Below are 21,776 nucleotides of genomic sequence, written 5' to 3' on the forward strand. Positions count from 1 at the left end.
AACACTTCGCCACCAACAGCTGCTGTTCAGGTCGGCTGCATGGTGGTCGACGTCGACATTTCCAAGAACTGTCCAGTGCCGGTGTTAGCGTGGAATCGGCGTCACGGGCACTGGGTTATTCCCCCGACCCCGATGTCCATCAAGCAATCTCCCGCGAGATGGGCGCTGCCCGTGACGCCAACCTCGACCTGTCATAGCCCAGCGCTACGCTTCCCGCTATCAGCTCGACGGCTGGGGAGGGTGATCGGATGAGCGCGGAAATCGTTGCCAGCGACCCTTGGTGGGTGTACGCCAGCGGATGCGCCGCCGCGTTGAATGCGGGCTCGCCGGCCCCGTCGATCGCCGTGTACGGCCCCATCCTCAACCCTGACGAGGACGCCCGGCTATGCACCACGGCGATCTCCAGTCGGCTGGTGGCCGGAGACGGGAGCTTTCAACGGTCCTCCACATTCGTGCTCGGCACTCCCTTGCTGATGGTCGGAATGCTTGCCGCGCAAGGGGTTGCCAATAGTCGGCGCCGCAAGCAGGCCCAGCGCGACGAGGTCCCGCAGTGGCGCGAACAGCATGAATGCACGGTCATCGTCACCGACGAGCGGCTGATGTGCAGCCGGTCAGACGGCACGTTCGTCGACTACTGGTTCGGATACGTCACAGAGTTTTATCCCGACCTGCACGCGCGCACAGTGACATTCGCCTACGGCGAGCGCTGCGTGCCGTTGCAGCTTGCCGGCCCAGCCGCGGTGGCGATCGCGCTGTGGTCCGCCCACGCGTTGCATGGGCCAGCGTGGATCAACGACGTTCGTCTGCACCCGCTGCTGTCGACTCAATCGAGCGTGCCTGCCCTGGCGTCACGACCGGCGATCGCCGGCCACTCAAGTTGGAATGACCGATAGGGGCCATTCATGGTGAAGCAGTGGTTGATTGACTATTGGTGGATTCTGGTCACGGTGCTGTGCATCATCGCCCTCGCCGTGACGATGTGGGTTCTCGGCCGCCGAGGAACGTTGAAGAAGACGTGGCCGAAGATCAGCTTCGCGGTGACTTGCGTACTGATCCTGTTGATCCCGTTCATGCCGGCGCCCGGTAACTACTGCCTTGCCGCAATCGCGGTGTCCAACCTGTTGGTCGTGTTCAGCGGCACATTCACCTCCGAGAAGTCCCCAGGGCGTGTAGATCAGCCTGCTACGAGTGCGACGCCCACCACGCGTAGAGGTCGTTGAGACCCGCTCCGTCGAGTCTCAGTGATTCAACGACGGCGAGAAACCGGTCGGCGTCCAAGGTCCAAGCAATCAGTGGGCGTCCGTCATTACCGATGCCGCAGAACAGCGTGCCTCGAGGGGTGGTCGGGTCGGCCACGCGGCGCCAGGGCCCGGGGGACTGAATGTTGCCAGGGCAGATCACCGTGGTCGCCGTTCTGATGACGTCAGCCAGTGCGCCCTGGAGGGATTGCGCGTCATGCGCGAGCGAGTAGGTGCCGGAGACCGGACCACCGGCATCCTTGTTGGGCCCGCAGATCATGACCACTTCGGTGCCGGGATCCGTTGAGTCTCCAGGGGTGCACGCGCCGGGGGGATACCCGGCCGGCAGCGCAATTTTCCGTGGGGGAGATGCTGACGTGCTCGTCGGGGGAGTCGGGGAAGGGCTGATTGTGGTGGCCGCATTGTCGTCATGGCTGGGAAAGGCAAGCCAGGCCAGGACGATTGCCACCACGACGGCCGCCGCGCCGCACAGAATCATCCACCGCTTGGACCGAGGTCGGGCCGGTCTGGCTGACTCGACGGGTGTCACCTGGATGCGCGTTGGTGGGGGAGTGGCGTCCGGTAACGGTGGGAGAGAAGGGCTCAGTGCGTGGGCGGCCGCCGCCGCCAGCTCGCCGGCGGTGGCGTAACGATCCGCCGGACGCTTGGCGAGCGCCTTGGCCACCACGGCGTCAAGCTCGGGGGCAGCCCAGCCGAGCAGTTCTGAGGGCTTCGGGGCGGCCTGGGTCACATGCGCGTTGGCCATGGCTGCGGCAGTGGTGTGCCCAGGAAAGGGGATCGAGCCGGTGAGAAGTCGAAACAGTGTGCACCCCAGCGAATACACGTCCGCCCGCCCATCGACAGTGGTGTCGCCGGTGATCACTTCCGGTGCGGTGTAGGCGAAACTGGCGACGAGCGAGTCCTCGGCATCGTCGGATTCCTCAGTCGTCGTCGTCGACAGCAGCGCCGCCGAGCCGAAGTCGGCGAGGACGACCCGCTCCCGCCCATCCGCGCGCGTCCCTAGAAGGATGTTGGAGGGCTTGACGTCTTGATGAACAACCCCGTATCTGTGGGCGTAGTCCAGTACCCCGGCGACCTCGCTGACGATGCGCAGAGCGCGCTCAGGAGCCATGGGACCGGCCGGCACCGCGGTCTCGGCATTGGGGCCCTCGATGTACTGCATGGCGATCCACCGTTGACCGTCGGCGGTTTCGCCGCGGCCGTAGAGAGCCACGACATTCGGGTGTCCCAACCCTGCGGTGGTTTCGCCCTCTCGCCGAAAGCGGGCACGGAATGCAGGGCTACGTGCGCGCTCCGCGGTGAGCACTTTGAGCGCCGCCCAGTGCCCTCTGGTGGGGTGCCAGGCCAGGTACACCACGCTCATGCCGCCGCGGCCCAGGACCCGGTCGATGCGGTAGCCGGCGATATCAGTGGGTTGATCCGGCGACGACTCAGGCTCGCTCACGTGTCGCAAACCTCCCGCCGACGTCGCCACCGCGGGGCGCAATATGTACGCAACCCCTGTACGCTGATCGTACAGGATAGTCGTACAACTGAGAGGTGCACGCGATGGCCATCAGTGCGAGCGAAGCGCGGCAGCGCCTATTTCCGCTCCTCGAGCAAGTCAACACCGACCACGTACCCGTCCGCATCACGTCCAAAGCCGGTGACGCAGTGCTCATGTCGGCTGATGACTACGACTCCTGGCAAGAAACGGTTTACCTCCTGCGTTCGCCGGAAAACGCGCGCCGACTCATGGAATCGGTCGCCCGAGACAGGGCCAGCCACGCCCCGTCGGCCGAGTACACCAAGTCGCTCGACGAGCTGCAGGAGATGGCTGGCGGCTCGGAGTGAGAAGCATCCAGTTCGACCCGGATGCGTGGGAGGACTTCCTGTTCTGGCTCGCCACCGACCGCAAGACCGCACGTCGCATCACCAGACTGATCGGTGAAATTCAGCGCGATCCGTTCAGCGGCATCGGCAAACCAGAACCCCTCAAAGGCGAACTGTCGGGATACTGGTCACGCCGAATCGACGACGAACACCGCCTCGTCTACCGAGCCAATGCGACAGAAGTCAAGATCCTCAAAGCCCGGTACCACTACTGATCAGCGGCCCCTCTACGCCCTCATGAAGACCGGATCGTCACCGGCGGCGCACTCCGCGCTCAACCTCCTCCGGGCCTCGGACGTTGCATCCAAAGCCCTCTAGGCCCTGATGCGGGGCGCCTCGGTGCTTTTCCAGGCGACGGAGGGGTCCGTAGCGAATCGGCTGGCACCCGCGTTGTCTCGCTCTGCGAGGTAAACCAGGATGTTCGGCTGGAGCGCGGTGGAGCCCTGCTCTTGCGACGTGATGTAGGCCTGTCCCCACTGCGGAAGCCGGACAGGCGCATCGCTACCGACGACCCGCCGAGCCAAGGCGGCGTGAGACATTCGCATCGCGCACGACTGCGGGAACTGGTAGTTGGACGGCGCCAACCGAACGTTGGACTCAGCCTCGAAAATCCACACGTAGACGGCCAAGGCCTGGCCCTTGTCGCTCACGATCGACGCCACCAGATTGGACAAGCCGGGGTTCGTGATGCTGCACGTGGCCCTGACGACGACGATCAAGTCGGCGATATGGGCCGACTCCTCCGGACGCGTGCGGCGCAATTCCTCAATTGACGCCAGCCCCAACTCTTTTAGCATCGTCGTTCGCTTTTGCATCTGATCTCTGACAGCACCCACGAATAGCCCCGCACTCTCCTCATCGTCGGCGACATCCGTGGCGAGCGTGACAATTGGTGGTGGGGCTGCCTCAGGATCTAGGTGGTGGTAGTTCACCGGAGCGGCGAATTCGGTGGTTGCGACGGCGAACTGAACGGCTGATCCGTTGTCCGTGGCGCCGTTGAGGACCGCGCTGACAAGGTAGATGAGATCGGCATTCACCTTCGCGACAACCCATGTATTGCAGGCTAATTCAAGTTCGACGATCTCCCCCAGTGACGTCTCTCCGATAGCCGTGTACCCGGGACGCGCGGCCAGGTCGCGGAACTCCTTGGGCGTCGGGTGCGCGCCGCCAACTAGAGCTGTTGCCTCTGCCGCCGCCTCGTCGATTGCTTCCAGGCGGTGGAGATCGTCGATGGGAACGATGGCCGCGACGGGCCTGTTCTGGTTGAGGATCACCAGGCGCTCACCGTCGGCAGCGCGCGAGATGAGCTGACCAGAGTTGCGGTTGAGGTCCGTTGCGGAGACGAGCGCCTTGGTGTCGACCTTCATACCTACAGAATACGGTCAATTTTACGTACGTGTCTACGTATCATTCCTCACGGCGCGCCGTGCTGTGCATCGTCAATCGGGGTCGCCGGCCGGTGACAGCGGGGCCGTCGCCCGAGTCTTCCCGCGCCTGGATACTCGGGTGGACAGTTGGGGGCTCGTCGTCTGGCCGGGGCCACGCCATCGCGATCTCAACGGCCTCTTGAAGTTGAGCATTGGTGTACATCCAGCCTTTGGCGGTCCACGTACGTGGAACAACCTGAGCGATCAACGGCTGTGGAAGTCCGCACGCCTTGGCGACATCGGCGATGGTGAGACTTGGCCTGTCCTGCTCCGTGGCTGCACGGTCGGCGCCCTTCACGATGCGCAGCGAGGTCCGGGGCGGGTTGTTATCGCGCACGCCTTCCACGCTACGGGTATGCCGGGGTGTGAGCGAGCAGCAATTTCGGCCAGAAAGACGTGAGAGTGTCGGACAGAATCCACAAAGACGTGAGAGTGTCGGACAGAATCCACAAAGACGTGAGAGTGTCGGACAGAATCCACAAAGACGTGAGAGTGGTTCGGTGTCTTGCGGGACAACGGCTTTCGTCCCTGTCGGCGGTGCTGGGACTTGTCGGTGCTCAAGTGCAGGCCGGTGTTGGCGAAGCGGCGGCGCACTTCGGTCAGGCTCAGTTCGCTGTAGAAGCCGTCGGTGGACAGACGGGCGCCCTGTGGTGCGACTATCTAGTGCTTGAACTGGCCTTCGCGAATCATCCGGGTTACCGCCGCGTCCCAGCGCCATGTCTGGGAGCGGTCGTAAAGGGGGGCTGTTAGGTGTCTCTCGACATGTGGCCGCAGCATGATGGTGCCAACCCGCAGGATCAGCGGGAGCATCGCAGCCCACACCGGATCGAGGTCCTCGCCCACAAGGCCCTGCGCCCTGAAGTTGGCTCCTTGCCGCTCACTGATTGCACAGAAGCCGTCGAAGATGACCCTCCCGATCTCGCCGCCTTCGGCCAGCGCCCGTCCGACGTAGTCCATTGCGTGTGGATTGCTGAACATCAAATCAGCAAACCGGCTACCGGCGGCGTCGGCGCTGACAGGTGCCGTTGGGGTGTCCGGGGAAGTTCCAAGCGCCTCGTTGAAGATGGCGAGGACGTGCCTGTCGATGCTCTCGATCAACTGTTGCTTGGTGAAGAAATAGTGCTGGATGAGGCCCAAGCTGACGTTCGCAGCCTCGGCGATGGTGCGCAGCGACGTCTTGTCGATGCCGTGCTCGGCGAAGCACTTCATCGCCGCGTCGCGAATTTGCTTGGGCTTGGTGGCCGACGACGGCGCCGCGATGCAATGGGGGAGTGAGCCATCCATCGTTACGATTCTGGCAGAGGACACAGTCCACCCCTGGCTCGGTTGGGATTGGCAAACTATGCGACTGGCGTTTGAGCTGCCGCGGGAGGGGCGTCGCCCGAACGTTCCGTCAACGGTCAATCGGTCGCGAACTCGCGGGCCGCATACGCCGTGACCACAAGCGCTGCCCAACACACGCCAACGAACGGAATTAGGACGTACCAGCCCATGGCGAACTCGGGATCACCGGCGTACGGCGTGAGAAAGCCGATGAAGGCAAACATGCCGGCAAAAACGCCAAATAGAATTTGCCCCGGAAGGTACAGCGCCATGGAGTGAAGGATCTCAAGTGCGTGCTCTCGACCCGTGACCACAAGGAAGTCGATGACGAACACCAGGCACAGTGCGATGATCGCCAATGTCTTGGTCAGTTCAACGACTTGGTCGAAGGAGAAGGCGATGCTGACCCACTGCGTCAGGCTCAGCGCTCCGTGGACCGAGCCGTCGAACGCGCGAAACATCCACCCACATAATTGAGACATGCAGCAGACCGATGCGATGAACAGCGTTTGCGCGATCGCCAAGACCGGAACTTGCCACGCGAGATCATCACGCTTTCGTCGAAGGAAGTCGCTCGCCCGTCCGTAGGAGTCGATGGCCTGATGAGCAGCCTCCTTCCACGCGAAGAAGGCAAAGACGCTGTTGAGCGCCAAGAGCAGGACGAACGGAACGCCCAGCCACTTCAAGATCCCTAAGACAAGGTCGTCTGGAGCCAGATCGGGGAGCTCCTCCGCCCGATAAAGCACCCCCGACAGCATGAGCACCGCGACCTTGCACGCCACAGCATCGACCACAACGAACCCCCTTTCGCTGCGGGCACGAACTCGACCGTCGACACCCGCCCGCGGGTCGATTGTGGCCCAACCCTTGCTAGCTCGCGCGATTGGGCCGCGGCGACGTCATGGGTTGCCCAGGACACGCCGTGCCTTGGGCGGCTCGTCTAGATCTCTTTGAATCGAAGCGGCATCGCATCGCGAACATGCAATTGTGGCAGGGACATTCGAAATTATGCAGTTGTGGCTCTGGTGGGGGCTTCCCTCATCGCCATTCGTCACAGTGACGAATAACCCTGCTAGACTTCATACTTGGCGGCAGCTGGCGATGGAAGTGGGCGATAAACTATCGGCATTAACCAGAATGCGGTCTGCTAAGCGCAAGAACTCGCACCTCCGAGCTGTCCGATCCGGAACTAGTTGGGAGTAATCCAGGAAACCTGGTATCTGTCCGATTTCTCGCCCTCCGTTCCAGAACTATCTGACAGTGACCCTTGCCCAGGTCCCTGCCCATGCACCTGCGGATCTTCGGTCGGCGTAACCATGGCGCCGACTCCGAATCCATGACTATCTGACAGCGCCGGACAGGACGATCGACTGTCCAGAACTACCTGACAGCGGCGGGCACTCCGCGCCTTCGAGGTCCAGCGTGAACCGGTTAATTCGTCACTGTGACGTTACGTAGGTGATGCAGCACCCGATCAACGGCTACGACACCCTGCAGATCCTCAGGCACTTCGGCAAGGTCTGAGCTTGACCCGCCGCTACTCCCCGAAGGTGTCCTTCAAGTCAACGCAGAGGTTGTTCCCGAATCGGTAGTCGAGCAGGCGTTTGCGGTGCATCTGGTGCACGGCCACCCCTGGGGAGATCCCCACCTGCCTTGCGGCGCGGACGATCTCGCTGTCCTGGCTGAGCCCCTCGAACGGTGCGATGCCGTGTTCGCCGAACAGCGTCTCGAAGGCGAACTGGTTCGCGCCCTTCTCGGCGGCGCTGGTGCGCTTCTTCTCCGTCTTGAACTCCAGGTGCATCTCGCCCCGGGGGTCGTTGAGAACGTGACCGAGTTCGTGGAACAGAGCCCAGGTCACGAACCCGTCCTTGCCCCAGCGGCCCGTCTGCTGGATCACCGGCACCCGCTTGTCGATCCACCGCGTCATCCCCAGCAGCGGGAAGTTCTTCGGGGGTTCGACCACTATGAAGACGACGCCGATCTCTGCGAGCTGGCCCGCGATGTCGCGGAGCATCATCTTGTCCGGCCGGGCAGCACGCGCGCGAAGCTCCGGGAGTGCGGCGCGCAGCTGTGCCTCGTCATAGTCGTACTTCCGGCCGCGTTCGAACGGCTCAGTGAGCTCAGCGGCGCGAAGCCACGTAGTCAGAGCGGTGGGTGCGACGTCGGCGCCGGACTCCTTCAACGCCGCCAGGGCGTAGTCACCCTGCGACGCGGTCTCATGGAGGTGCTCGTAGACCTCCCATGTGCCGCAGCGGTGGAACGCTAGGAAGTCGGAGACCAGGCGGCCCGGATTGGCTCGCGTCGAGGTGGTGGCACCGAGGCTCCGCAGATAGGTCGCCGCGTTCAAGTCGATGGCGTCGGCGTGCTGCGCGAGGTTCTCCTCATCGGCTATGCGGTTAAGGTCCGCGCGGTACGCGGCCTCGTACCGCAGCCACGCGTCGGCGGGTATCCCCACGACACGCTCCAGCCGCCCCGCGGTGTCCGGTGTGATCGGAGCACGTCCGTGAACGATCTCGTTGACCTGCTTGCGGCTGCAGCCGAGCATCTCGGCCACCCGTTGCTGGGAGAAGCCCTGTTCGTCGATCCACTCTTCCAGGTATTCCCCGGGGGCGACGGCGTAGTTGGTGGCGGTCATTGGCTTCTCCTCTCAGTGGTAGTCGTCGATGTCGATCACGGTCACGGTGACCGCGTCCCAGGGCTCTACCTCGCCTTCGGGACGGATCAGCAGGCGCCAGTTCCGACTCAGGTCACCCGCCCACTTGCCCGCGTGGTCCTCATGGAGCTGGTGCCAGTTGCCCAGCGGGTCGATGGTGGCCAATTCGCCCACGTTCGTCGCTGTGCGCAGGGCATTCACCCGAAGTCGCAGCTTCGCAGCGATGTCACCACGCTTCTTCTGCATCTCCCGCTCGTCCGTGCACAGCTTCTGGAGCTTCCGGTCCTCGTAAAGCACTTCCAACAGATGTCACCGATTTCGTTACAGTCTAACGCAGGCCGACCGCGCACTATGCCGCATGTGACGAAGAAGGCCTACCGAGATTCGTCGTGCGGATGCTGCCGGAACTTCGACCTGCACCCGTGGTGCGCAGAGCGTATCGACGGGGCGCGACAGGACCATTACGCCATGCCGCGAGTAGTCCGTTCGGGCTAATACGGCGGGCCACCTTTGCATCTCCCGATTCCGCGGCGAATGCAGCGGCAAAGGAGGACACCTCGCGGTGCATGCGGGTTTCGTCCTACCGTCGCGGCGTTGAACGAGGCAGCGACCAGTTGCTGACCATACCGGAAGCGATCGAGAGTTGCGCATATCCAGAACCCACTTCTTTCGCCTGAAGAGGCAGGGTGTCATCGTCGGATTCAGTTCGGGCACCGCACCCTGATTCCCGCAAGCGAAATCGGCAGACTGATCGACGAGCGGTACCGCCCCCGGCGCCGGGTAACTCCAATCATCCCAGCTCAAAGGGCACTTTCCTTACATCAACACCCTCCGAACAGGCGATTCATCGGTGGATCGAGGCTAAGTCAAGGAGCTGTTTTGGCTGCCACTGGTAGGTCGTCCACTGGGCCGGCACCCTGTTGTAGGCCTCGGTCCGCTCGACATCGGCGTCACCGACGTGGGTCGCGATGATCAACTGACCGCCCTGGCGCAGCGCCGCGGCGAAAGCAGCCAGAACCGTGGGCAGGATGTTGCGCGGCAGGTTGAATAGGGACCACCAGCCCAGGATTCCGCCGAGTGAAGACGGGCGGAGGTCGAGGTCGGTCGCCGAGCCGAATGTGAACGTGCAATGGGGATGCAGTCGCCGGGCGTGGTCGATCATGCGCGGTGAGAGATCGTCCTGCGACTTCGATGTCGCGCTCGGCAAGGTAGGCCGTGACCATTCGTGCCCCGCAGCCGACGTCGAGGACCGGGCCTATCGGTGCGACGGTTGTTGCGAAGGTATCGATGGCTGCTTTAAGCCAGGGATGGGTGCGGATGTCTCCGATACCCGTGGTCGTCACCATCTCGACGTAGCTGTCGGCCACGCGGTCATACGAATCGCGAACGGTGTCGAGATCGGCGGCTTGCAGACTTGATCGCGTAGCACGCAGGTGACGGTAGCGCCGGCCTCCGACAGCTGCTCCGGTTCGTCGCCTGTGATCTGAGATGACTCCGAACAGAGAAAGATCGGATTACCCTGGTCAGGGCAATCCGATCTTTTATGCTTCTCTTCGCTTGTACTTCTGGAAGAAAAAACGAGCTTATGGTCGGCAGAGCCGGGCATGTAGCTCGTTTACGACTTAAATGTACCACATGCCGATCCAGGAACCACCGGAGTACGCCCACTTCACCGCCAGAATCATGGAGATCTGCTCCACCCGCGCTCCGTGGCACCGTCGACTCTGGCGTGCAGGAACACTGCAGGTCGGACGCGAACTCCGTGACGAAAGCGTGCGGCCCGGTACGCCGGAGTCGGCGATCGCAGACCTGAGAAAGCACTGTCGGCACAGTCTGCAGACCGATAACGGTATCGCTGATCGCGGACAGGCTCTTGGCAATTTGGCCGGCATCAAACCCGGGCTGACGTACTCCGATCATGCCTGGGTGAGCCTGCGCGAGCACCTCGATCGATACAACCAGGACTACCTCCAGACGTGGGCGACTGCATTCGACGCCGCACCGGATCCAGACCCTCGCCGGCGAATCGACATCGAAGGTGCCGCCCGGCGGATTACCGCTCATCTTCTCGATGCCGGGATGCACAAGAGCAGCATTTACGCGTGGCTGCGAACGATCCGTGACGATCCGTCAACCGTTCTGTCGATCGGTGACTTCTTACGCGAAGCCGACGCTCGGCTGAAAAAGCCTCTCAAGCTCTATACGTTCTGCGTTCCGGTACAAAGCTCCCCGAAGTTCGGTGGATCGGAGCCACCACCTGGCTGGCTAACCGCCCAGCAGACAACCGCATGGAAAGCGCAACATGCCGCGAAGGCGCCTGGGGTTTCCCAGCAAGGCTCGTTTCTCATCGAGGTGTCTGCCCATGACATCAACACTGCAGCAGACCGAGCCCGTACGCGGATCTCCAACCTCGCAACCAAGCTGCAATTGGGCGCAAAAAAGCCGATCGTCCTCAACCCGAGCATGTGGTCCAAGGACAAAGGCAACGAGTTCCCCGCCCACGCAACGAACCGCGTTATCAACGTGCATGCCTTCGAACGCCTGGGACACCTGCACGACCTCGACACGGTCGACTACATCACCAACACCCTGGCGCTCGTGCAGGCAGTCCGCACCGGACCCCCGCACGTCGCCGTCGTCAACGGCTGGGCAGCCATCGAGTCACTGATGGTCGGCCCAGCCGACGAACAGGACGTCATCGCCGCGCGACGATTCGCGTTGATTGTCGCAGCAAGCATGCTGCGCGCGGAACTGTCCTGGCTCTCACGTTCCTACGCCACCGTTCACAGTGGGCCCGCTGCCGAGAAGATGCGGGAGTGCAGCGAAAACCTCGATCGTGCCAAGCTCTTTCAACAGCACCTCCACAACAATCCGCCGTTGAATCTGAATGCGATGGACGCGCTCGCGCTGGACCGCATCCGACCTGCTTTGGCCAACCCGCGAGGCGAAATCGAGAAGATAACCGACATCCTAACCCGTGAGTTCACCCGCCTCTACCGCAAGAGGAACATGATCGTCCGCGGAGGCCAGATCCAGGAAAGCAGCTTGCACTCCCTATCTGAAACCCTCGCTCCTCTTATCGGCGCAGGTATCGATCGCGTCGTGCACGTCGGCCTGAAGTACAACGTGCGACCAATCGAACTATCGGCCATCGCCGAGACGCGCACCCATTACCTCGCGCCCAGCACCCCCACCGACGCGGGGAAACTACTGGAACTGCTGGAGTTTTGACCCAAGCCCGCAACACCGCGAACGGCGTCGGCGCCACCGTATTCTGCGCGAATCATCAGGGAACGCCGGGCGACCCCGACCAGCCTCACCGTCTGCGATCCAATCTCGCCCCGAGATTCCGACGCGGGCGTCACGGCGAATCGCGGCATATTGCTCGACTCGGGAGGGCTGCCTCGAGACCACCGATGCGCTACCTGCCAGGCGTGGCGAAGACGAACAGGGCCATGAAGGCGATGTTGATGAAGTAGATCGCTTCAACCAGCCCGACGGTGATCAAAAACGGTGTGAACAAACGTGATTGCGCCTCGGGTTGGCGGGCAACTCCCGCGATGAACTGGGAGCCGGCCATCCCGTCCCCGATGCCCGCACCGATGGCACCACCGGCCAAAATGCTGGCCCCGGCCAAGAGGGCGTCGCCCACGATGGGGTCAGTCGGCATGATGAACCTCCTAGGTTGGGTGATGCAAACGGGATTCGACAGCATTTACGGCTTGGGCGGCGCCGTCCTCGCCTGCGATGGCCGTACTGAGTCGACGTACCTGGGGACTCTGGACGGGCCGATGGTGCGCTACATCGACGCGATCGAGAGCTCGAAGGGATTGCGGGTGGCTCCGCGGCTCGGACAGCTCCTACCGGCCCACTGCACCTCCACAGGCAAGGCGATGTTGGCGCAGCTGTCCACCGACGAACTTCGTTCCATCTATCCGGCGGAGGATTTGGAGATCCTCACGCCGAGGTCGATCAGCAACCGGACGGCGCTGGAAGCGGAGCTCGCCAGGGTTGCCCGCCGCGGGTTCGCCGTGACGAACGAGGAGAGCGAAGAGTCGGTCTCGGCGGTCGCGGTGGCGTTACCGGCCGACCGCACGCCGACGCTGCTTGCTGTCAACGTGTCGATGCCGTCCATCCGGCTCAATCGTGACGAGCTTCGGAGTATCGCGGACACCCTGTCCAAGACTGTCGCCGAGGCGGTCGAGGAGCTGTTCTGAAGCGGGAATTGGCGCTGCTAGACCGAATTGCGTACGTGGCGGACGAACTCCTGCACCGGAGGGCTGAGCGCCCGATTCGCCGCCCAGTAGATCCACACCGGCGTGGCCATCTCATGATCGTCGTCGCAGAGTACTGGCCAATCGTGATCTGCCGGCTCTCCGGGGAGGTGGTCGTCGGCGACCACCGCGACCCCTAAACCGGCTCGCGCCAGCGCAACCAGGGAGGCCATGTCGTGCGATTCGTACATGATGTCTAAGATAACGCCCTCGGTGCGCAGGGCGGGCTCGAGGAGCCTGCGAGTGAGGCTATGGTCAGGCCCCACGAGAACCGATACACCAGCGAGTTCGGCCACCTTCACCTCCGAACGGTTACGCCAGGGGTGATCATCGGGCGTGACCACGGCGATGCGCGCCTGTCCGAGCAAGTGGCCTTGCAGCCGACGATCCGCAACTGGGATCGACGTCACGAAATCGGCCTCTCCAGATAGAACCCGATCGATGGGCGGAAGGCCCGGCAGGCCCTGGATGGCGACGTGCACGTCCGGCCGCTCCATGTGGAATCCGCCGATGAGCGGGGCCAGAAACCGCAACAGGTGGGGATAGGCGCAGGCGATCGTCACGGTGCCCGCACGGCCGCGGGTGATCTCGGAGGCCAGTGATTTGATCTTGTCGGCACCTGCCAGAACCTGTTCGGTGAGCGGCAGGAGCAGCAAGCCCGCGCTGGAGACCTTGACCCGCCGACCCGACCGTTCGAACAACGGCACCCCGAGTTCCTTTTCCAGGGACTTGACCTGGCGCCATAGTGACGGCTGCGCCGTGTCGAGCCGGTTGGAGGCGCCGAGGAACGAACCTGTCTCGACAACCTCGGCGAAGTACCTTAACTGGCGTAACTCCATGAACTACTCCTGGAATATAGACTCTATCCAAACTATGCAATGGACGTAAGAATACTAGGCTCGTACTGTCAACGAGGTATCCATGCCAGAAAGTGTGCAGTCGGCCATCAAACTGGCAAGCGGCTGCGCGAGGCGCCCGAGGAGCGTTGAATGACAGCCAATTCGATACCCGACACCCGCACACAACAGACCCGTGGTCAACTGCTCGAGCGATCGCTGAGCAACTGGCGGGACGAGCTCGATGGCCGGGTCGCGGTCGTTACCGGTGGTGCTCGCGGTATCGGCAAGGTGATGGCCGACTGGCTGGTCCGGGCCGGGGTGAAGGTGGTGGCGCTCGACCGCACCTGGAGAGGTGCCGATGCGCACAAGCAGGGACTGGAATCGGCGCAGGGCCTGGCCATCGAGGCCGATATCACCAAGGACAGCGATCTGGACAACGCCTATGACCACGTGGTCGATCGCTATGGCGGCGTGGACATTCTGGTCAACAATGCCGCGTTGGTCTCGGAAACCCTGTTCCCGCCAATGGGCCACCGTCTGACGCTCGACACCACCGACGACGACTGGGCAGCCATGTTCGGTGTCAATGTCTTCGGTACGGTCAAGGTAACGCGACGGTTCATTAAACCGATGCAGGAGAATGGCCGCGGCAGCATCGTCAACGTGGTGAGTAGCGGGATTCTGTCGCAGTCCAGCGGTGGCGGCTACTACGCCACGCGCCCCTACACGGCCGAGATGCCATACCAGGCGGCCAAAGCGGCAGTCACTACCTTCGGTTTCTACCTCGCGGAGGAAGTGCGGGCCGACGGTGTCGCCGTCAACTCGTTCATGCCGGGCCACACCCGCGCATCGTGGTTCGACCACACCGCCCATGCGTACGGACAGGCCGGCCAGGTGTACTTCCAGCGCCCGGTGGTCTCCGAGCATGTTGTGCCCATCACGTTATTCCTCGCAGCGCAGGACGGCCAGCACGTCACCGGCCGGCTCTATCACGTCCCGGACTGGAATTACGACTCCGGGTACGGTGACTATGCGTTCTGGCAAGACCACGATCTGCCGCCCGAGATGGAGCAGATGTACACCGCGCTCGAGGCCGCGACGCCCGCTTTCGGCCGAACGGGGGTGCCGCAGTTGCCTTTCGACGCTCAGATCGCGCTTTTCGTGTCTGCGATGGGGAACATGGCTCGCGACGAGGCCGGCGAGTAGTGCTGCGCATCGTCGCGATCAGCCGGCTGAAGATAGCCCGGCGACCCCCGCAACCATGGAAGGATCCCCGTGGCCGCTAGTTCGAATGGTGTCGCTGTCGTCGGTGGTTCGGTGGCCGGTTTGCGGGCACTGGCGGAGCTGAGGGCGGCGGGCTTCGCCGGGACGATCACCCTGATCGACCGGGAGGCCGCCGCACCGTACGACCGGCCGCCGCTGTCTAAGCAGGTGTTGCTCGGCGCATGGCCACCGGCGAAGGCATCTCTGGGTGATCCGCGCACCGAGTGGGGCGCCGAGATCGTAGAGCAGCATGCGATAGCACTCGATACGGATTCTCGCGAGATCGTCCTTGAATCGGATGAACGGGTCGCCTACGACAGCCTGATCATCGCCACCGGTGCGACCCCCCGTACGATCGGCGACTGCCGCTTGGAGGGCGTTCATGTGTTGCGCACCATGGCCGATTGTCTGGCGATCAGGGAAAGCCTGGACCGGGGTGGGCCGCTGGTCGTCGTGGGCGGAGGTTTCATCGGCGCCGAGGTTGCCTCCGCGGCGCGCGCCAGCGGAGTCGACGTCACCTTGGTCGAGGCGCTACACGCGCCAATGGCGCGGGCGCTTGGTAACGAAATGGGCGGCCGGCTGCGCAGTCTGCACGAGGGCAACGGCACCCGGGTGATCTGCGGTGTCGCGGTGGATGGGTTCGCCGGTGACACCCGGGTCACTGGTGTGCATCTGGACACGGGTGAGACCCTCGCCGCCGATTCGGTGGTTGTCGGCGTGGGCGTCGTGCCCAACACCGCATGGCTGGAGAACTCGAAACTGACGGTGGACAACGGCATCCTGTGCGATCAGTACTGTGCCGCCGAAGGTGCGGACGACGTCTTCGCCATCGGCGATGTCGCTCGCTGGTACGACAGTCGTCGGGACCGGCACGTGCGCGTCGAGCACTGGACGAATGCTACCGAGCAGGCGAATACGGCTGCTCACAACATCATCAACCCTGGCAGTCGGCGCGCCCACCACGCTCTCCCGTACTTCTGGTCTGATCAGTACGGGGCGAAGATCCAACTGATCGGCCACTGTGAGCCCGCTGCGGACGTGACCGTGCTGCAGAGCTCTGGCGACAAGCCGCGTACGGCGGCGGTGTACCACTACGGCGACGACCTGCGCGCAGCGGTGATGATCAACTGGCCCCGCGCCCTTGGCATGGTGCGCTCCGCACTGCAGGAGCGAGCGCCCGCGGGCTCGGTCATCGACAAGCTGCGCGGACTGATCGAAGGATAAGATCGAACACGCATGCGGGACACCATCTTCCGATGTTTTCCCGCATTTTCACATTGTGCAGACATCTTGTCGTTGGGGCGCGCCGCGCCGCCCTGCCGATTGACCATGAATGTGGTCTGCTGCTACTATTCAGAGGAAGGTTCTGCATGACAGAATATGCTCCTGCGCCGGTGACCGCGGCGCATCCGTCGAGGCGGTTGACTGTGATCAAAGTCCATGCAGATCGTGAACAGTGCCAGGGTTACGCGAATTGCATTGTGGCGGCACCGGATGTGTTCGACATCGACGACGACGGCATCGTCGTGGTGCTCCGCGATCAGATCGAGGACTCCGAACGTGACCACGTCGACGAGTCGGTCCGGAGCTGCCCGGTCGCTGCTCTGCGGTTGGAGCAGCTGACGCCTGCCGAGCACTGAACGCTTGCCGAACTCATTCGCACAGAGAGGTGCCCATGTCTGAGTCCAGCCATCCCGCTGATCTCGCCGGTAGCGTCATCGTGGTGACCGGCGGTGCCAGCGGCATCGGCGACCAGATCGTGGTCGACCTGGTCGGGGCGGGCGCCGACGTCGTGGTGGCCGACCTCGCGCCGCCGCCGGATCGGCCGAGGGTGACCTATCACCACGTCGACATCACCGATGACGAAGCACTGTCCCGGCTGGTCGAAGCCACGGTGGCGCGATCGGGAAAGGTCGATGCACTGGTCAACTGCGCCGCACTGTACAAGTCGCTGGGCGCCAAGAAAGCCCTGGAGGAACTGACCACGCAAGAGTGGGACGACGTGCTGCGCGTCAACGTGCGCGGTGCGTGGCAGGCGATGCGGGCGGTGCTGCCTGCGATACCGGTCAACGGGGGTCACATCGTGAACATCTCCTCGACCACGGCTCGGACGGGAACGCTCGGCTTTCCCCACTACATCGCATCGAAAGCCGCGGTCGAGGGCCTGACGCGAGCGGCGGCGCGTGAGCTGGGCGCCCGCGGCATCACCGTAAACGCGGTCGCGCCCGGCCTGGTCGACGACGAGGCCACCAACGAACTCAACGATCCCGAGTACGTCGCCCAGGCGGTGAATCGGCGTTCGATCAAACGCACCCTGCTGCCCGGCGACGTGGCATCGGTGGTGCGTTTCCTCTGCAGCGATGCCAGCGCTTTCGTCACCGGCCAGGTCATCATCGTCGACGGCGGGGGGGTATTCGGCTGACGGCCGATTTGGCGACCTAGGGCCGCAACGCATCGAGCGTTGCGGCCCTTCTGCATCTGGTCGCCGACCATCGCGCGGCTTGTCGATTAAGACCTAATGGTATTACAATTAGGTCGTTATGACGGGCCAGCCCACGGTGTGGTCGGCGACGACGAGCTGAGGTAGACGGTGCTACGGGCAGAGATCAATGAACTGTTGACCAGGACCGGACCGGGAACGCCGATGGGCGAACTGTTCCGGCAGTACTGGATCCCGGCGCTGCTCGCCGAAGAGCTACCGGAGAACGACAGCCCGCCGGTGCGGGTGAAACTGCTCAGCGAGCGGATGATCGCGTTCCGCGATAGCAGCGGCAGGTATGGACTGATCGACGAATTCTGTGCCCACCGCGGTGCTTCCCTGTGGTTCGGCCGCAATGAGGAGGGTGGTCTGCGCTGCCCCTACCACGGCTGGAAGTATGATGTAACGGGACAGGCACTCGAGGTTCCGTCGGAACCCGAGAACTCCACGTTCTGCGCCCATGTCAAGCTGACGTCATACCCGCTGGTCAAGATCGGCGATGTGTTGTGGACTTATATGGGCGATGCCGAGACCCAGCCGCCGCAGCCGGAATTCGAGTTTGCTTTGGTGCCGGCCGACCAGACCTTCACGTCCAAGCGGTGGCAGGAATCCAACTGGTTGCAGGCGTTCGAGGGTGGTATCGACTCCAGCCACGTGTCGTTCCTGCACTCGGGTGGCCTCAAGTCGGACCCGCTGTTCAAGGGCAGCAAGGGTAATGAGTACAACCTGGCCGACCTCAAGCCCTTCTTCGAGGTGGCCGATTCCGACGGCGGACTGTTTGTCGGCGTCCGCCGCAACGCCGATGCCGACAGCTACTACTGGCGCATCACCCCATGGGTGATGCCGTGCTTCACCATGGTGCCACCGCGTGGCGATCATCCTGTGCACGGTCACTTCTGGATTCCGATCGACGACGAGAACTGCTGGACCTACTCGTTCGACTACCATCCGGTGCGACCTCTGACGGCCGATGAGGTACAGGCAATGAAGGACGGGCACGGGGTACACAGTGCTAACATCCCCGGCACCTACCGTCCGCAGGCTAACAAGGACAACGACTACCTGATGGACCGCGCCGCGCAGAAGCGCGGTGAGACCTACTCCGGGGTCCGCGGCATTGCGATTCAGGACTCGTCGCTGCAGGAGAGCATGGGGCCGATCGTGGACCGCACCAAGGAGCGGTTGGTGTCGGCGGACAGCGGCATCATCAAGGCTCGGCAGAAGCTGAAGCGGGCCGCAGAAGCTCTGCGGGACAAGGGTATAACCCCTCCGGGCGTTGATCCGGCCCACCATCGGGTGCGTTCGGCCGCCGTCGTACTGCCACGCGATGCCTCGTTCAGCGAAGCTTGCCGCGAGGACCTCACCGTGCGTGACGGTGTGCGGCAGACATCGGTATGACCAGGTCATTCCGGCCGATCCTGGGCAGCAGTTGCTCCCGTGCCACCTTGGCTGCCGAGATGCGTCACCGCATCGACCGTCCCATCGCCGGCCGGCAGGGAGCGCGCATCATTGCGCTCGACGCCGGTGCCCACTCGATCGTCGAGCGGCTCGGCGATCAACCGTGGGGACATGCTCGTCTGCTCTCGCTGACAGAACCCGTCGGAGACGGCGGAGAACGGGGCTCGGTATCGGTGGTCGATACCGACGGCGCGGTCTCCGCCCTGGTGGATGAACTCGCCGAGGCCGACGTCGTCGTCATGGTCGCCACCACCGACGCCGACGCCGCTGCGGCCAGCATCATCGGTGCCGCATGCACGGTACGGGCCATCATGACCGCAGGCGTGGTGATCGGCGAGGACAGCGCAGTGGGCCCCACGGTATCGGTGTTGCGCCCGCATGCCCGTGTCCTCATCGTCAGCGGTCATGAACACGATGTGTCTGACCTGCTGACCGCGTTGCGAGCCTGAAAGGATCCAGAGTGGACTCCAAGGTGAAACTGACTGAGCTCCAACAGATGAAGCAGCAGGGCCGCAAGATCGTCGGTGTCGTCGCCTGGGATTATCAGATGGCGCGGATCGTCGATCGCGCCGGGGTCGACGTGGTGTCGGTGGGTGACACCGTCGGTATCAACCTGTGGGGCCAGCCGAATCCGCTCGAGATCACCATGGACCAGATCCTGGTCGTGTGTCAGGCGGTTCGCCGCGGTGTTCAGCGCGCCCTGTTGTCGTGCGACTTCCCCTTCGGTCCACTGCAGGAGGGTTCCGCCAGCGCGGTGCGTGCGGCCATCCGACTGGTCAAGGAGGCCGGCGTGGACATGGTGAAACTGGATGGTGCCGCAGATCACCTGGACGCGGTGGCCGCGGTGGCGCGGGCCGGTATCCCGGTCTTTGCGCAGTTCGGGATCACCCCGCAGACATCGCTGAAATACGGTGTCACCTATAGCTCGACGCCCACTGCCGAGGATGCGATCTCCGATGAATTGCTCGACGAGATGGTGCGCGAAGCCAAGAGCCTCGCCGATGCTGGTGCGGTGATGCTGAACTTCACCAATTCCGGTCCGGTCGTGGGGGCGGCGGTGGCCGAGGCGGTGTCGATCCCGGTGGTCGGGGGATTCGGTGGCGGGCCATGGCTGGACGGGCGCATCAGGATGGCGACGGCGGCCATCGGTTACGGCGCTGATGGACTGGACGAACCACCCAACACCTATGCCAACGTCGCCCGGATTGCCCTCGACGCGATCTCGGCCTACGCCGACGATGTCCGGGGTGCCCGTCAGATCAAGGGCGGAATCCGGCGATGAGCGTGTCCTCGGTGACGATCGACGGTATCCAGACCCGATTCAGCATGCAGGGTTCGGGCCCACCGTTGCTGATGTTTTCCCCGGGTGGGTTCAGCGCAAGCATGAACAGCTGGGGAAAGCACGGACTCTACCGTCGCACACGGATGCTGGCACAGCTGCAGGAGCGGTTCTGCTGCATCACTTTCGACAAGCGCGAGTCCGGGGAATCCGGGGGCCGGGTCGAGCGGGTGAGCTGGGCGCACTATGTGCGCCAGGGCGTCGGCCTGTTGGACCACCTCGGCCTGGTGCGTGCGCACATCATGGGCGGGTGTGTGGGGTGCTCGATCGCCGCGCAGCTGGCTGTCACACATCGTGAGCGGGTCGCAGGCATGGTGCTGTATTCACCGGCGGGCGGGGTGCGCTATCGGCGTAAGCAACATGAGCGGTTCCGCTCCCATCTGGCCTACGCGGCCGAGCATGGATTGGTCGGCGTCGCCGATCTGGCGACCACCACCGACGGGGATTTCTCATCGGACCCCCGCTTGGGTCCGTGGGTCAGCGTCCTGCGTTCGGATGCGGAGTTCGCCGAGCAGTACCGTCGGCTGGACCCGGATCGTTACCAGACCACCGTTGCAGGCATGGGCCAGTTGCTGTTCGACCGCGACACCGTCCCCGGCGTCGAGCCCGACGATCTGCTGCTATCGGACGTCCCAACGCTGATCGTGCCCGGTGAGGACACGTCCCACACCCCGTCCGCGGCGCGCTATCTGCAGGAATGTTTGCCTATCAGCGAGTACTGGGATGCGCCGGTCGCCCAACAGACCGCCGAGACCGCGCCGGTCCGGGTGGCGAACTTCCTCGCAGCAGTCACCCTATGAGACGTGCTTGGCGGTACGACCGATGTGCGTACGCATCACCGCCGTTGCTTTGTCTACATCCCGTTTCTTGATCGCCGTGACGAACTGGCGGTGCTCCCGGTTACCGCGGATTCCCATCTCCGGGTGTGTTTCCTGGATGTTCAGCATCGAACGCAAGGTGACGCCGTGGAATGACTCGGTCAGCATCGCGATCGCTCCGTTGTGGCTGGCCCTGGCCACCCGGGTATGGAATTCTGCCGACAATTCCATCGGGTAGAAGCCCTGCTCCAGTGCTGCGTCACCGCGGTCGCAGATTTCCATCAGCTCATCGATGTCCTGGTCGGTGGCACGTTCGCACACCAGTGGAATGATTCCGAGCTCCAATACTTGTCGGGACTCGGTGACCTCTCGGTCGGTCAGACCAGAGAGCGTGAGGAGATCCTCGATCCCCTCACCGACGCGCTTGCTGGTGGGTGCGGTCACGAAGGCGCCGCCCCGGGCACCGACCTTGATGCGCAGCATGCCGTTGGCTTCCAGGCCGCGCAGCGCCTCGCGCACCGTCACCCGGCTCACCCCAAACCTTTCGCCGAGCTCACGTTCGGCGGGCAGTCGGTCACCCGGCCGCAGTTGACCCTCGCGGATCAACAGACGTATCTGGTCGACGATCATCTCCGAGGCGCGGCCCGGAATGACCCGGGTGAACAATGCGTCCCCTGTGTGCGGGGTCGTCATGGGGCCCTCAGAGGCAGTCATGGACCAATGATAAGGCCATGGTGGCTGGCGTATGTCCGTCCCTCGGGGGCGGCACCGG

Annotated in this window: 24 protein-coding genes and 1 pseudogene; 14 read left to right on the plus strand and 11 right to left on the minus strand. The window is 63.5% G+C overall.

All coding sequences use genetic code 11. The features are described from left to right. Positions 1 to 248 precede the first annotated feature (248 nt). Together EXE63_RS02750 and EXE63_RS02755 are read left to right on the plus strand one after the other, a co-directional pair. Positions 249 to 893, plus strand: a complete 645-nt coding sequence (locus EXE63_RS02750; RefSeq protein ID WP_168140680.1) for a hypothetical protein — start codon at positions 249 to 251, stop codon at positions 891 to 893. Between the two features lie 9 nt (positions 894 to 902). Then, positions 903 to 1,220: a hypothetical protein gene (locus EXE63_RS02755; protein WP_168140681.1), complete on the plus strand. Its 318-nt coding sequence runs from the start codon at positions 903 to 905 to the stop codon at positions 1,218 to 1,220. Here EXE63_RS02755 and EXE63_RS02760 read toward each other — a convergent pair. Further along, positions 1,183 to 2,703 carry a serine/threonine-protein kinase gene (locus EXE63_RS02760; protein ID WP_234904158.1) on the minus strand — a complete coding sequence of 507 codons (1,521 nt, stop codon included), beginning with the start codon at positions 2,701 to 2,703 and terminating at the stop codon, positions 1,183 to 1,185. The genes EXE63_RS02755 and EXE63_RS02760 overlap by 38 nt on opposite strands. A gap of 104 nt (positions 2,704 to 2,807) precedes the next feature. On the opposite strand from EXE63_RS02760, the gene EXE63_RS02765 reads away from it, so the two are divergent. After that, positions 2,808 to 3,092 (plus strand): type II toxin-antitoxin system Phd/YefM family antitoxin, encoded by a 285-nt coding sequence (locus EXE63_RS02765; RefSeq protein ID WP_168140682.1) that lies wholly within the window; start codon positions 2,808 to 2,810, stop codon positions 3,090 to 3,092. Next, the gene (locus EXE63_RS02770) at positions 3,089 to 3,346 is read left to right on the plus strand and encodes a Txe/YoeB family addiction module toxin (RefSeq protein WP_168140683.1); all 258 of its coding nucleotides are present in this window, start codon (positions 3,089 to 3,091) and stop codon (positions 3,344 to 3,346) included. Before EXE63_RS02765 ends, EXE63_RS02770 begins: the two co-directional genes overlap by 4 nt. Positions 3,347 to 3,445: 99 nt before the next feature. On the opposite strand, the gene EXE63_RS02775 is transcribed toward EXE63_RS02770, so the two are convergent. From EXE63_RS02775 to EXE63_RS02805, 7 genes and pseudogenes are all read right to left on the minus strand, one after another. Further along, a complete protein-coding gene (locus EXE63_RS02775) occupies positions 3,446 to 4,498 on the minus strand; it encodes a type II toxin-antitoxin system prevent-host-death family antitoxin (RefSeq protein ID WP_168140684.1) in 1,053 nt (350 codons plus the stop codon). A 40-nt stretch (positions 4,499 to 4,538) separates the two neighbouring features. Continuing rightward, positions 4,539 to 4,895, minus strand: coding sequence for a hypothetical protein (locus tag EXE63_RS02780; RefSeq protein ID WP_168140550.1), 357 nt, complete (start codon positions 4,893 to 4,895; stop codon positions 4,539 to 4,541). 323 nt (positions 4,896 to 5,218) lie between these two features. Then, complete coding sequence (locus tag EXE63_RS02785; RefSeq protein WP_168140685.1) at positions 5,219 to 5,842, minus strand: TetR/AcrR family transcriptional regulator; 624 nt, start codon at positions 5,840 to 5,842, stop codon at positions 5,219 to 5,221. Positions 5,843 to 5,958: 116 nt separating this feature from the next. Continuing rightward, on the minus strand, positions 5,959 to 6,675 hold the full coding sequence (locus tag EXE63_RS02790; protein WP_168140686.1) for a hypothetical protein: 717 nt from the start codon (positions 6,673 to 6,675) through the stop codon (positions 5,959 to 5,961). Between the two features lie 743 nt (positions 6,676 to 7,418). Next, the gene (locus tag EXE63_RS02795) at positions 7,419 to 8,516 is read right to left on the minus strand and encodes a HigA family addiction module antitoxin (RefSeq protein ID WP_168140687.1); all 1,098 of its coding nucleotides are present in this window, start codon (positions 8,514 to 8,516) and stop codon (positions 7,419 to 7,421) included. Between the two features lie 12 nt (positions 8,517 to 8,528). Next, entirely contained in the window at positions 8,529 to 8,831 is a 303-nt protein-coding gene (locus tag EXE63_RS02800; RefSeq protein WP_234904169.1) for a type II toxin-antitoxin system RelE/ParE family toxin, read from the minus strand. Positions 8,832 to 9,396: 565 nt separating this feature from the next. Continuing rightward, positions 9,397 to 9,880: pseudogene (locus tag EXE63_RS02805) on the minus strand (class I SAM-dependent methyltransferase); the annotation flags it as partial. Positions 9,881 to 10,169: 289 nt separating this feature from the next. On the opposite strand from EXE63_RS02805, the gene EXE63_RS02810 reads away from it, so the two are divergent. Continuing rightward, entirely contained in the window at positions 10,170 to 11,765 is a 1,596-nt protein-coding gene (locus EXE63_RS02810) for an integrase (RefSeq protein ID WP_168140689.1), read from the plus strand. A gap of 190 nt (positions 11,766 to 11,955) precedes the next feature. On the opposite strand, the gene EXE63_RS02815 is transcribed toward EXE63_RS02810, so the two are convergent. After that, positions 11,956 to 12,204 carry a F0F1 ATP synthase subunit C gene (locus EXE63_RS02815; RefSeq protein WP_168140690.1) on the minus strand — a complete coding sequence of 83 codons (249 nt, stop codon included), beginning with the start codon at positions 12,202 to 12,204 and terminating at the stop codon, positions 11,956 to 11,958. Positions 12,205 to 12,226: 22 nt separating this feature from the next. Here EXE63_RS02815 and EXE63_RS02820 point away from each other — a divergent pair, with 22 nt between their 5' ends. Next, on the plus strand, positions 12,227 to 12,751 hold the full coding sequence (locus EXE63_RS02820) for an IclR family transcriptional regulator (protein ID WP_168140691.1): 525 nt from the start codon (positions 12,227 to 12,229) through the stop codon (positions 12,749 to 12,751). 17 nt (positions 12,752 to 12,768) lie between these two features. Here EXE63_RS02820 and EXE63_RS02825 read toward each other — a convergent pair whose 3' ends face one another. Then, a complete protein-coding gene (locus EXE63_RS02825) occupies positions 12,769 to 13,647 on the minus strand; it encodes a LysR family transcriptional regulator (protein WP_168140692.1) in 879 nt (292 codons plus the stop codon). Between the two features lie 150 nt (positions 13,648 to 13,797). Here EXE63_RS02825 and EXE63_RS02830 point away from each other — a divergent pair, with 150 nt between their 5' ends. From EXE63_RS02830 to EXE63_RS02865, 8 genes are all read left to right on the plus strand, one after another. Beyond that, positions 13,798 to 14,853 (plus strand): SDR family NAD(P)-dependent oxidoreductase, encoded by a 1,056-nt coding sequence (locus EXE63_RS02830; protein ID WP_168140693.1) that lies wholly within the window; start codon positions 13,798 to 13,800, stop codon positions 14,851 to 14,853. Positions 14,854 to 14,922: 69 nt separating this feature from the next. Then, a complete protein-coding gene (locus EXE63_RS02835) occupies positions 14,923 to 16,134 on the plus strand; it encodes an NAD(P)/FAD-dependent oxidoreductase (protein WP_168140694.1) in 1,212 nt (403 codons plus the stop codon). Positions 16,135 to 16,280: 146 nt separating this feature from the next. Continuing rightward, positions 16,281 to 16,550: a ferredoxin gene (locus EXE63_RS02840; RefSeq protein ID WP_366515277.1), complete on the plus strand. Its 270-nt coding sequence runs from the start codon at positions 16,281 to 16,283 to the stop codon at positions 16,548 to 16,550. A 35-nt stretch (positions 16,551 to 16,585) separates the two neighbouring features. Beyond that, positions 16,586 to 17,332 (plus strand): SDR family NAD(P)-dependent oxidoreductase, encoded by a 747-nt coding sequence (locus tag EXE63_RS02845; protein ID WP_168140695.1) that lies wholly within the window; start codon positions 16,586 to 16,588, stop codon positions 17,330 to 17,332. Between the two features lie 168 nt (positions 17,333 to 17,500). Next, positions 17,501 to 18,787, plus strand: coding sequence for an aromatic ring-hydroxylating dioxygenase subunit alpha (locus tag EXE63_RS02850; protein ID WP_168140696.1), 1,287 nt, complete (start codon positions 17,501 to 17,503; stop codon positions 18,785 to 18,787). Continuing rightward, complete coding sequence (locus EXE63_RS02855; protein ID WP_168140697.1) at positions 18,784 to 19,296, plus strand: 3-methyl-2-oxobutanoate hydroxymethyltransferase; 513 nt, start codon at positions 18,784 to 18,786, stop codon at positions 19,294 to 19,296. Before EXE63_RS02850 ends, EXE63_RS02855 begins: the two co-directional genes overlap by 4 nt. A gap of 11 nt (positions 19,297 to 19,307) precedes the next feature. Continuing rightward, on the plus strand, positions 19,308 to 20,129 hold the full coding sequence (locus EXE63_RS02860; RefSeq protein WP_168140698.1) for a 3-methyl-2-oxobutanoate hydroxymethyltransferase: 822 nt from the start codon (positions 19,308 to 19,310) through the stop codon (positions 20,127 to 20,129). Next, entirely contained in the window at positions 20,126 to 20,986 is an 861-nt protein-coding gene (locus EXE63_RS02865; protein ID WP_168140699.1) for an alpha/beta fold hydrolase, read from the plus strand. The genes EXE63_RS02860 and EXE63_RS02865 overlap by 4 nt, the downstream gene beginning before the upstream one ends. On the opposite strand, the gene EXE63_RS02870 is transcribed toward EXE63_RS02865, so the two are convergent. Beyond that, a complete protein-coding gene (locus EXE63_RS02870; protein WP_168140700.1) occupies positions 20,981 to 21,718 on the minus strand; it encodes a FadR/GntR family transcriptional regulator in 738 nt (245 codons plus the stop codon). The genes EXE63_RS02865 and EXE63_RS02870 overlap by 6 nt on opposite strands. Positions 21,719 to 21,776 lie beyond the last annotated feature (58 nt).

Origin of the sequence: Mycolicibacterium frederiksbergense, assembly GCF_012223425.1 — a bacterium.
In the GTDB taxonomy this organism is placed as follows: Bacteria; Actinomycetota; Actinomycetes; order Mycobacteriales; family Mycobacteriaceae; genus Mycobacterium; species Mycobacterium frederiksbergense.

Excerpts from the sequence above, each read along its gene's own strand:
- EXE63_RS02765 (WP_168140682.1), top strand. The coding sequence starts at position 2,808 with ATGGCCATCAGTGCGAGCGAAGCGCGGCAGCGCCTATTTCCGCTCCTC.
- EXE63_RS02815 (WP_168140690.1), bottom strand. The coding sequence starts at position 12,204 with ATGCCGACTGACCCCATCGTGGGCGACGCCCTCTTGGCCGGGGCCAGC.
- EXE63_RS02830 (WP_168140693.1), top strand. The coding sequence starts at position 13,798 with ATGACAGCCAATTCGATACCCGACACCCGCACACAACAGACCCGTGGT.
- EXE63_RS02775 (WP_168140684.1), bottom strand. The coding sequence starts at position 4,498 with ATGAAGGTCGACACCAAGGCGCTCGTCTCCGCAACGGACCTCAACCGC.
- EXE63_RS02825 (WP_168140692.1), bottom strand. The coding sequence starts at position 13,647 with ATGGAGTTACGCCAGTTAAGGTACTTCGCCGAGGTTGTCGAGACAGGT.
- EXE63_RS02840 (WP_366515277.1), top strand. The coding sequence starts at position 16,281 with ATGACAGAATATGCTCCTGCGCCGGTGACCGCGGCGCATCCGTCGAGG.
- EXE63_RS02810 (WP_168140689.1), top strand. The coding sequence starts at position 10,170 with ATGCCGATCCAGGAACCACCGGAGTACGCCCACTTCACCGCCAGAATC.
- EXE63_RS02750 (WP_168140680.1), top strand. The coding sequence starts at position 249 with ATGAGCGCGGAAATCGTTGCCAGCGACCCTTGGTGGGTGTACGCCAGC.
- EXE63_RS02820 (WP_168140691.1), top strand. The coding sequence starts at position 12,227 with ATGCAAACGGGATTCGACAGCATTTACGGCTTGGGCGGCGCCGTCCTC.
- EXE63_RS02855 (WP_168140697.1), top strand. The coding sequence starts at position 18,784 with ATGACCAGGTCATTCCGGCCGATCCTGGGCAGCAGTTGCTCCCGTGCC.
- EXE63_RS02865 (WP_168140699.1), top strand. The coding sequence starts at position 20,126 with ATGAGCGTGTCCTCGGTGACGATCGACGGTATCCAGACCCGATTCAGC.
- EXE63_RS02785 (WP_168140685.1), bottom strand. The coding sequence starts at position 5,842 with ATGGATGGCTCACTCCCCCATTGCATCGCGGCGCCGTCGTCGGCCACC.
- EXE63_RS02845 (WP_168140695.1), top strand. The coding sequence starts at position 16,586 with ATGTCTGAGTCCAGCCATCCCGCTGATCTCGCCGGTAGCGTCATCGTG.
- EXE63_RS02755 (WP_168140681.1), top strand. The coding sequence starts at position 903 with ATGGTGAAGCAGTGGTTGATTGACTATTGGTGGATTCTGGTCACGGTG.
- EXE63_RS02870 (WP_168140700.1), bottom strand. The coding sequence starts at position 21,718 with ATGACTGCCTCTGAGGGCCCCATGACGACCCCGCACACAGGGGACGCA.
- EXE63_RS02795 (WP_168140687.1), bottom strand. The coding sequence starts at position 8,516 with ATGACCGCCACCAACTACGCCGTCGCCCCCGGGGAATACCTGGAAGAG.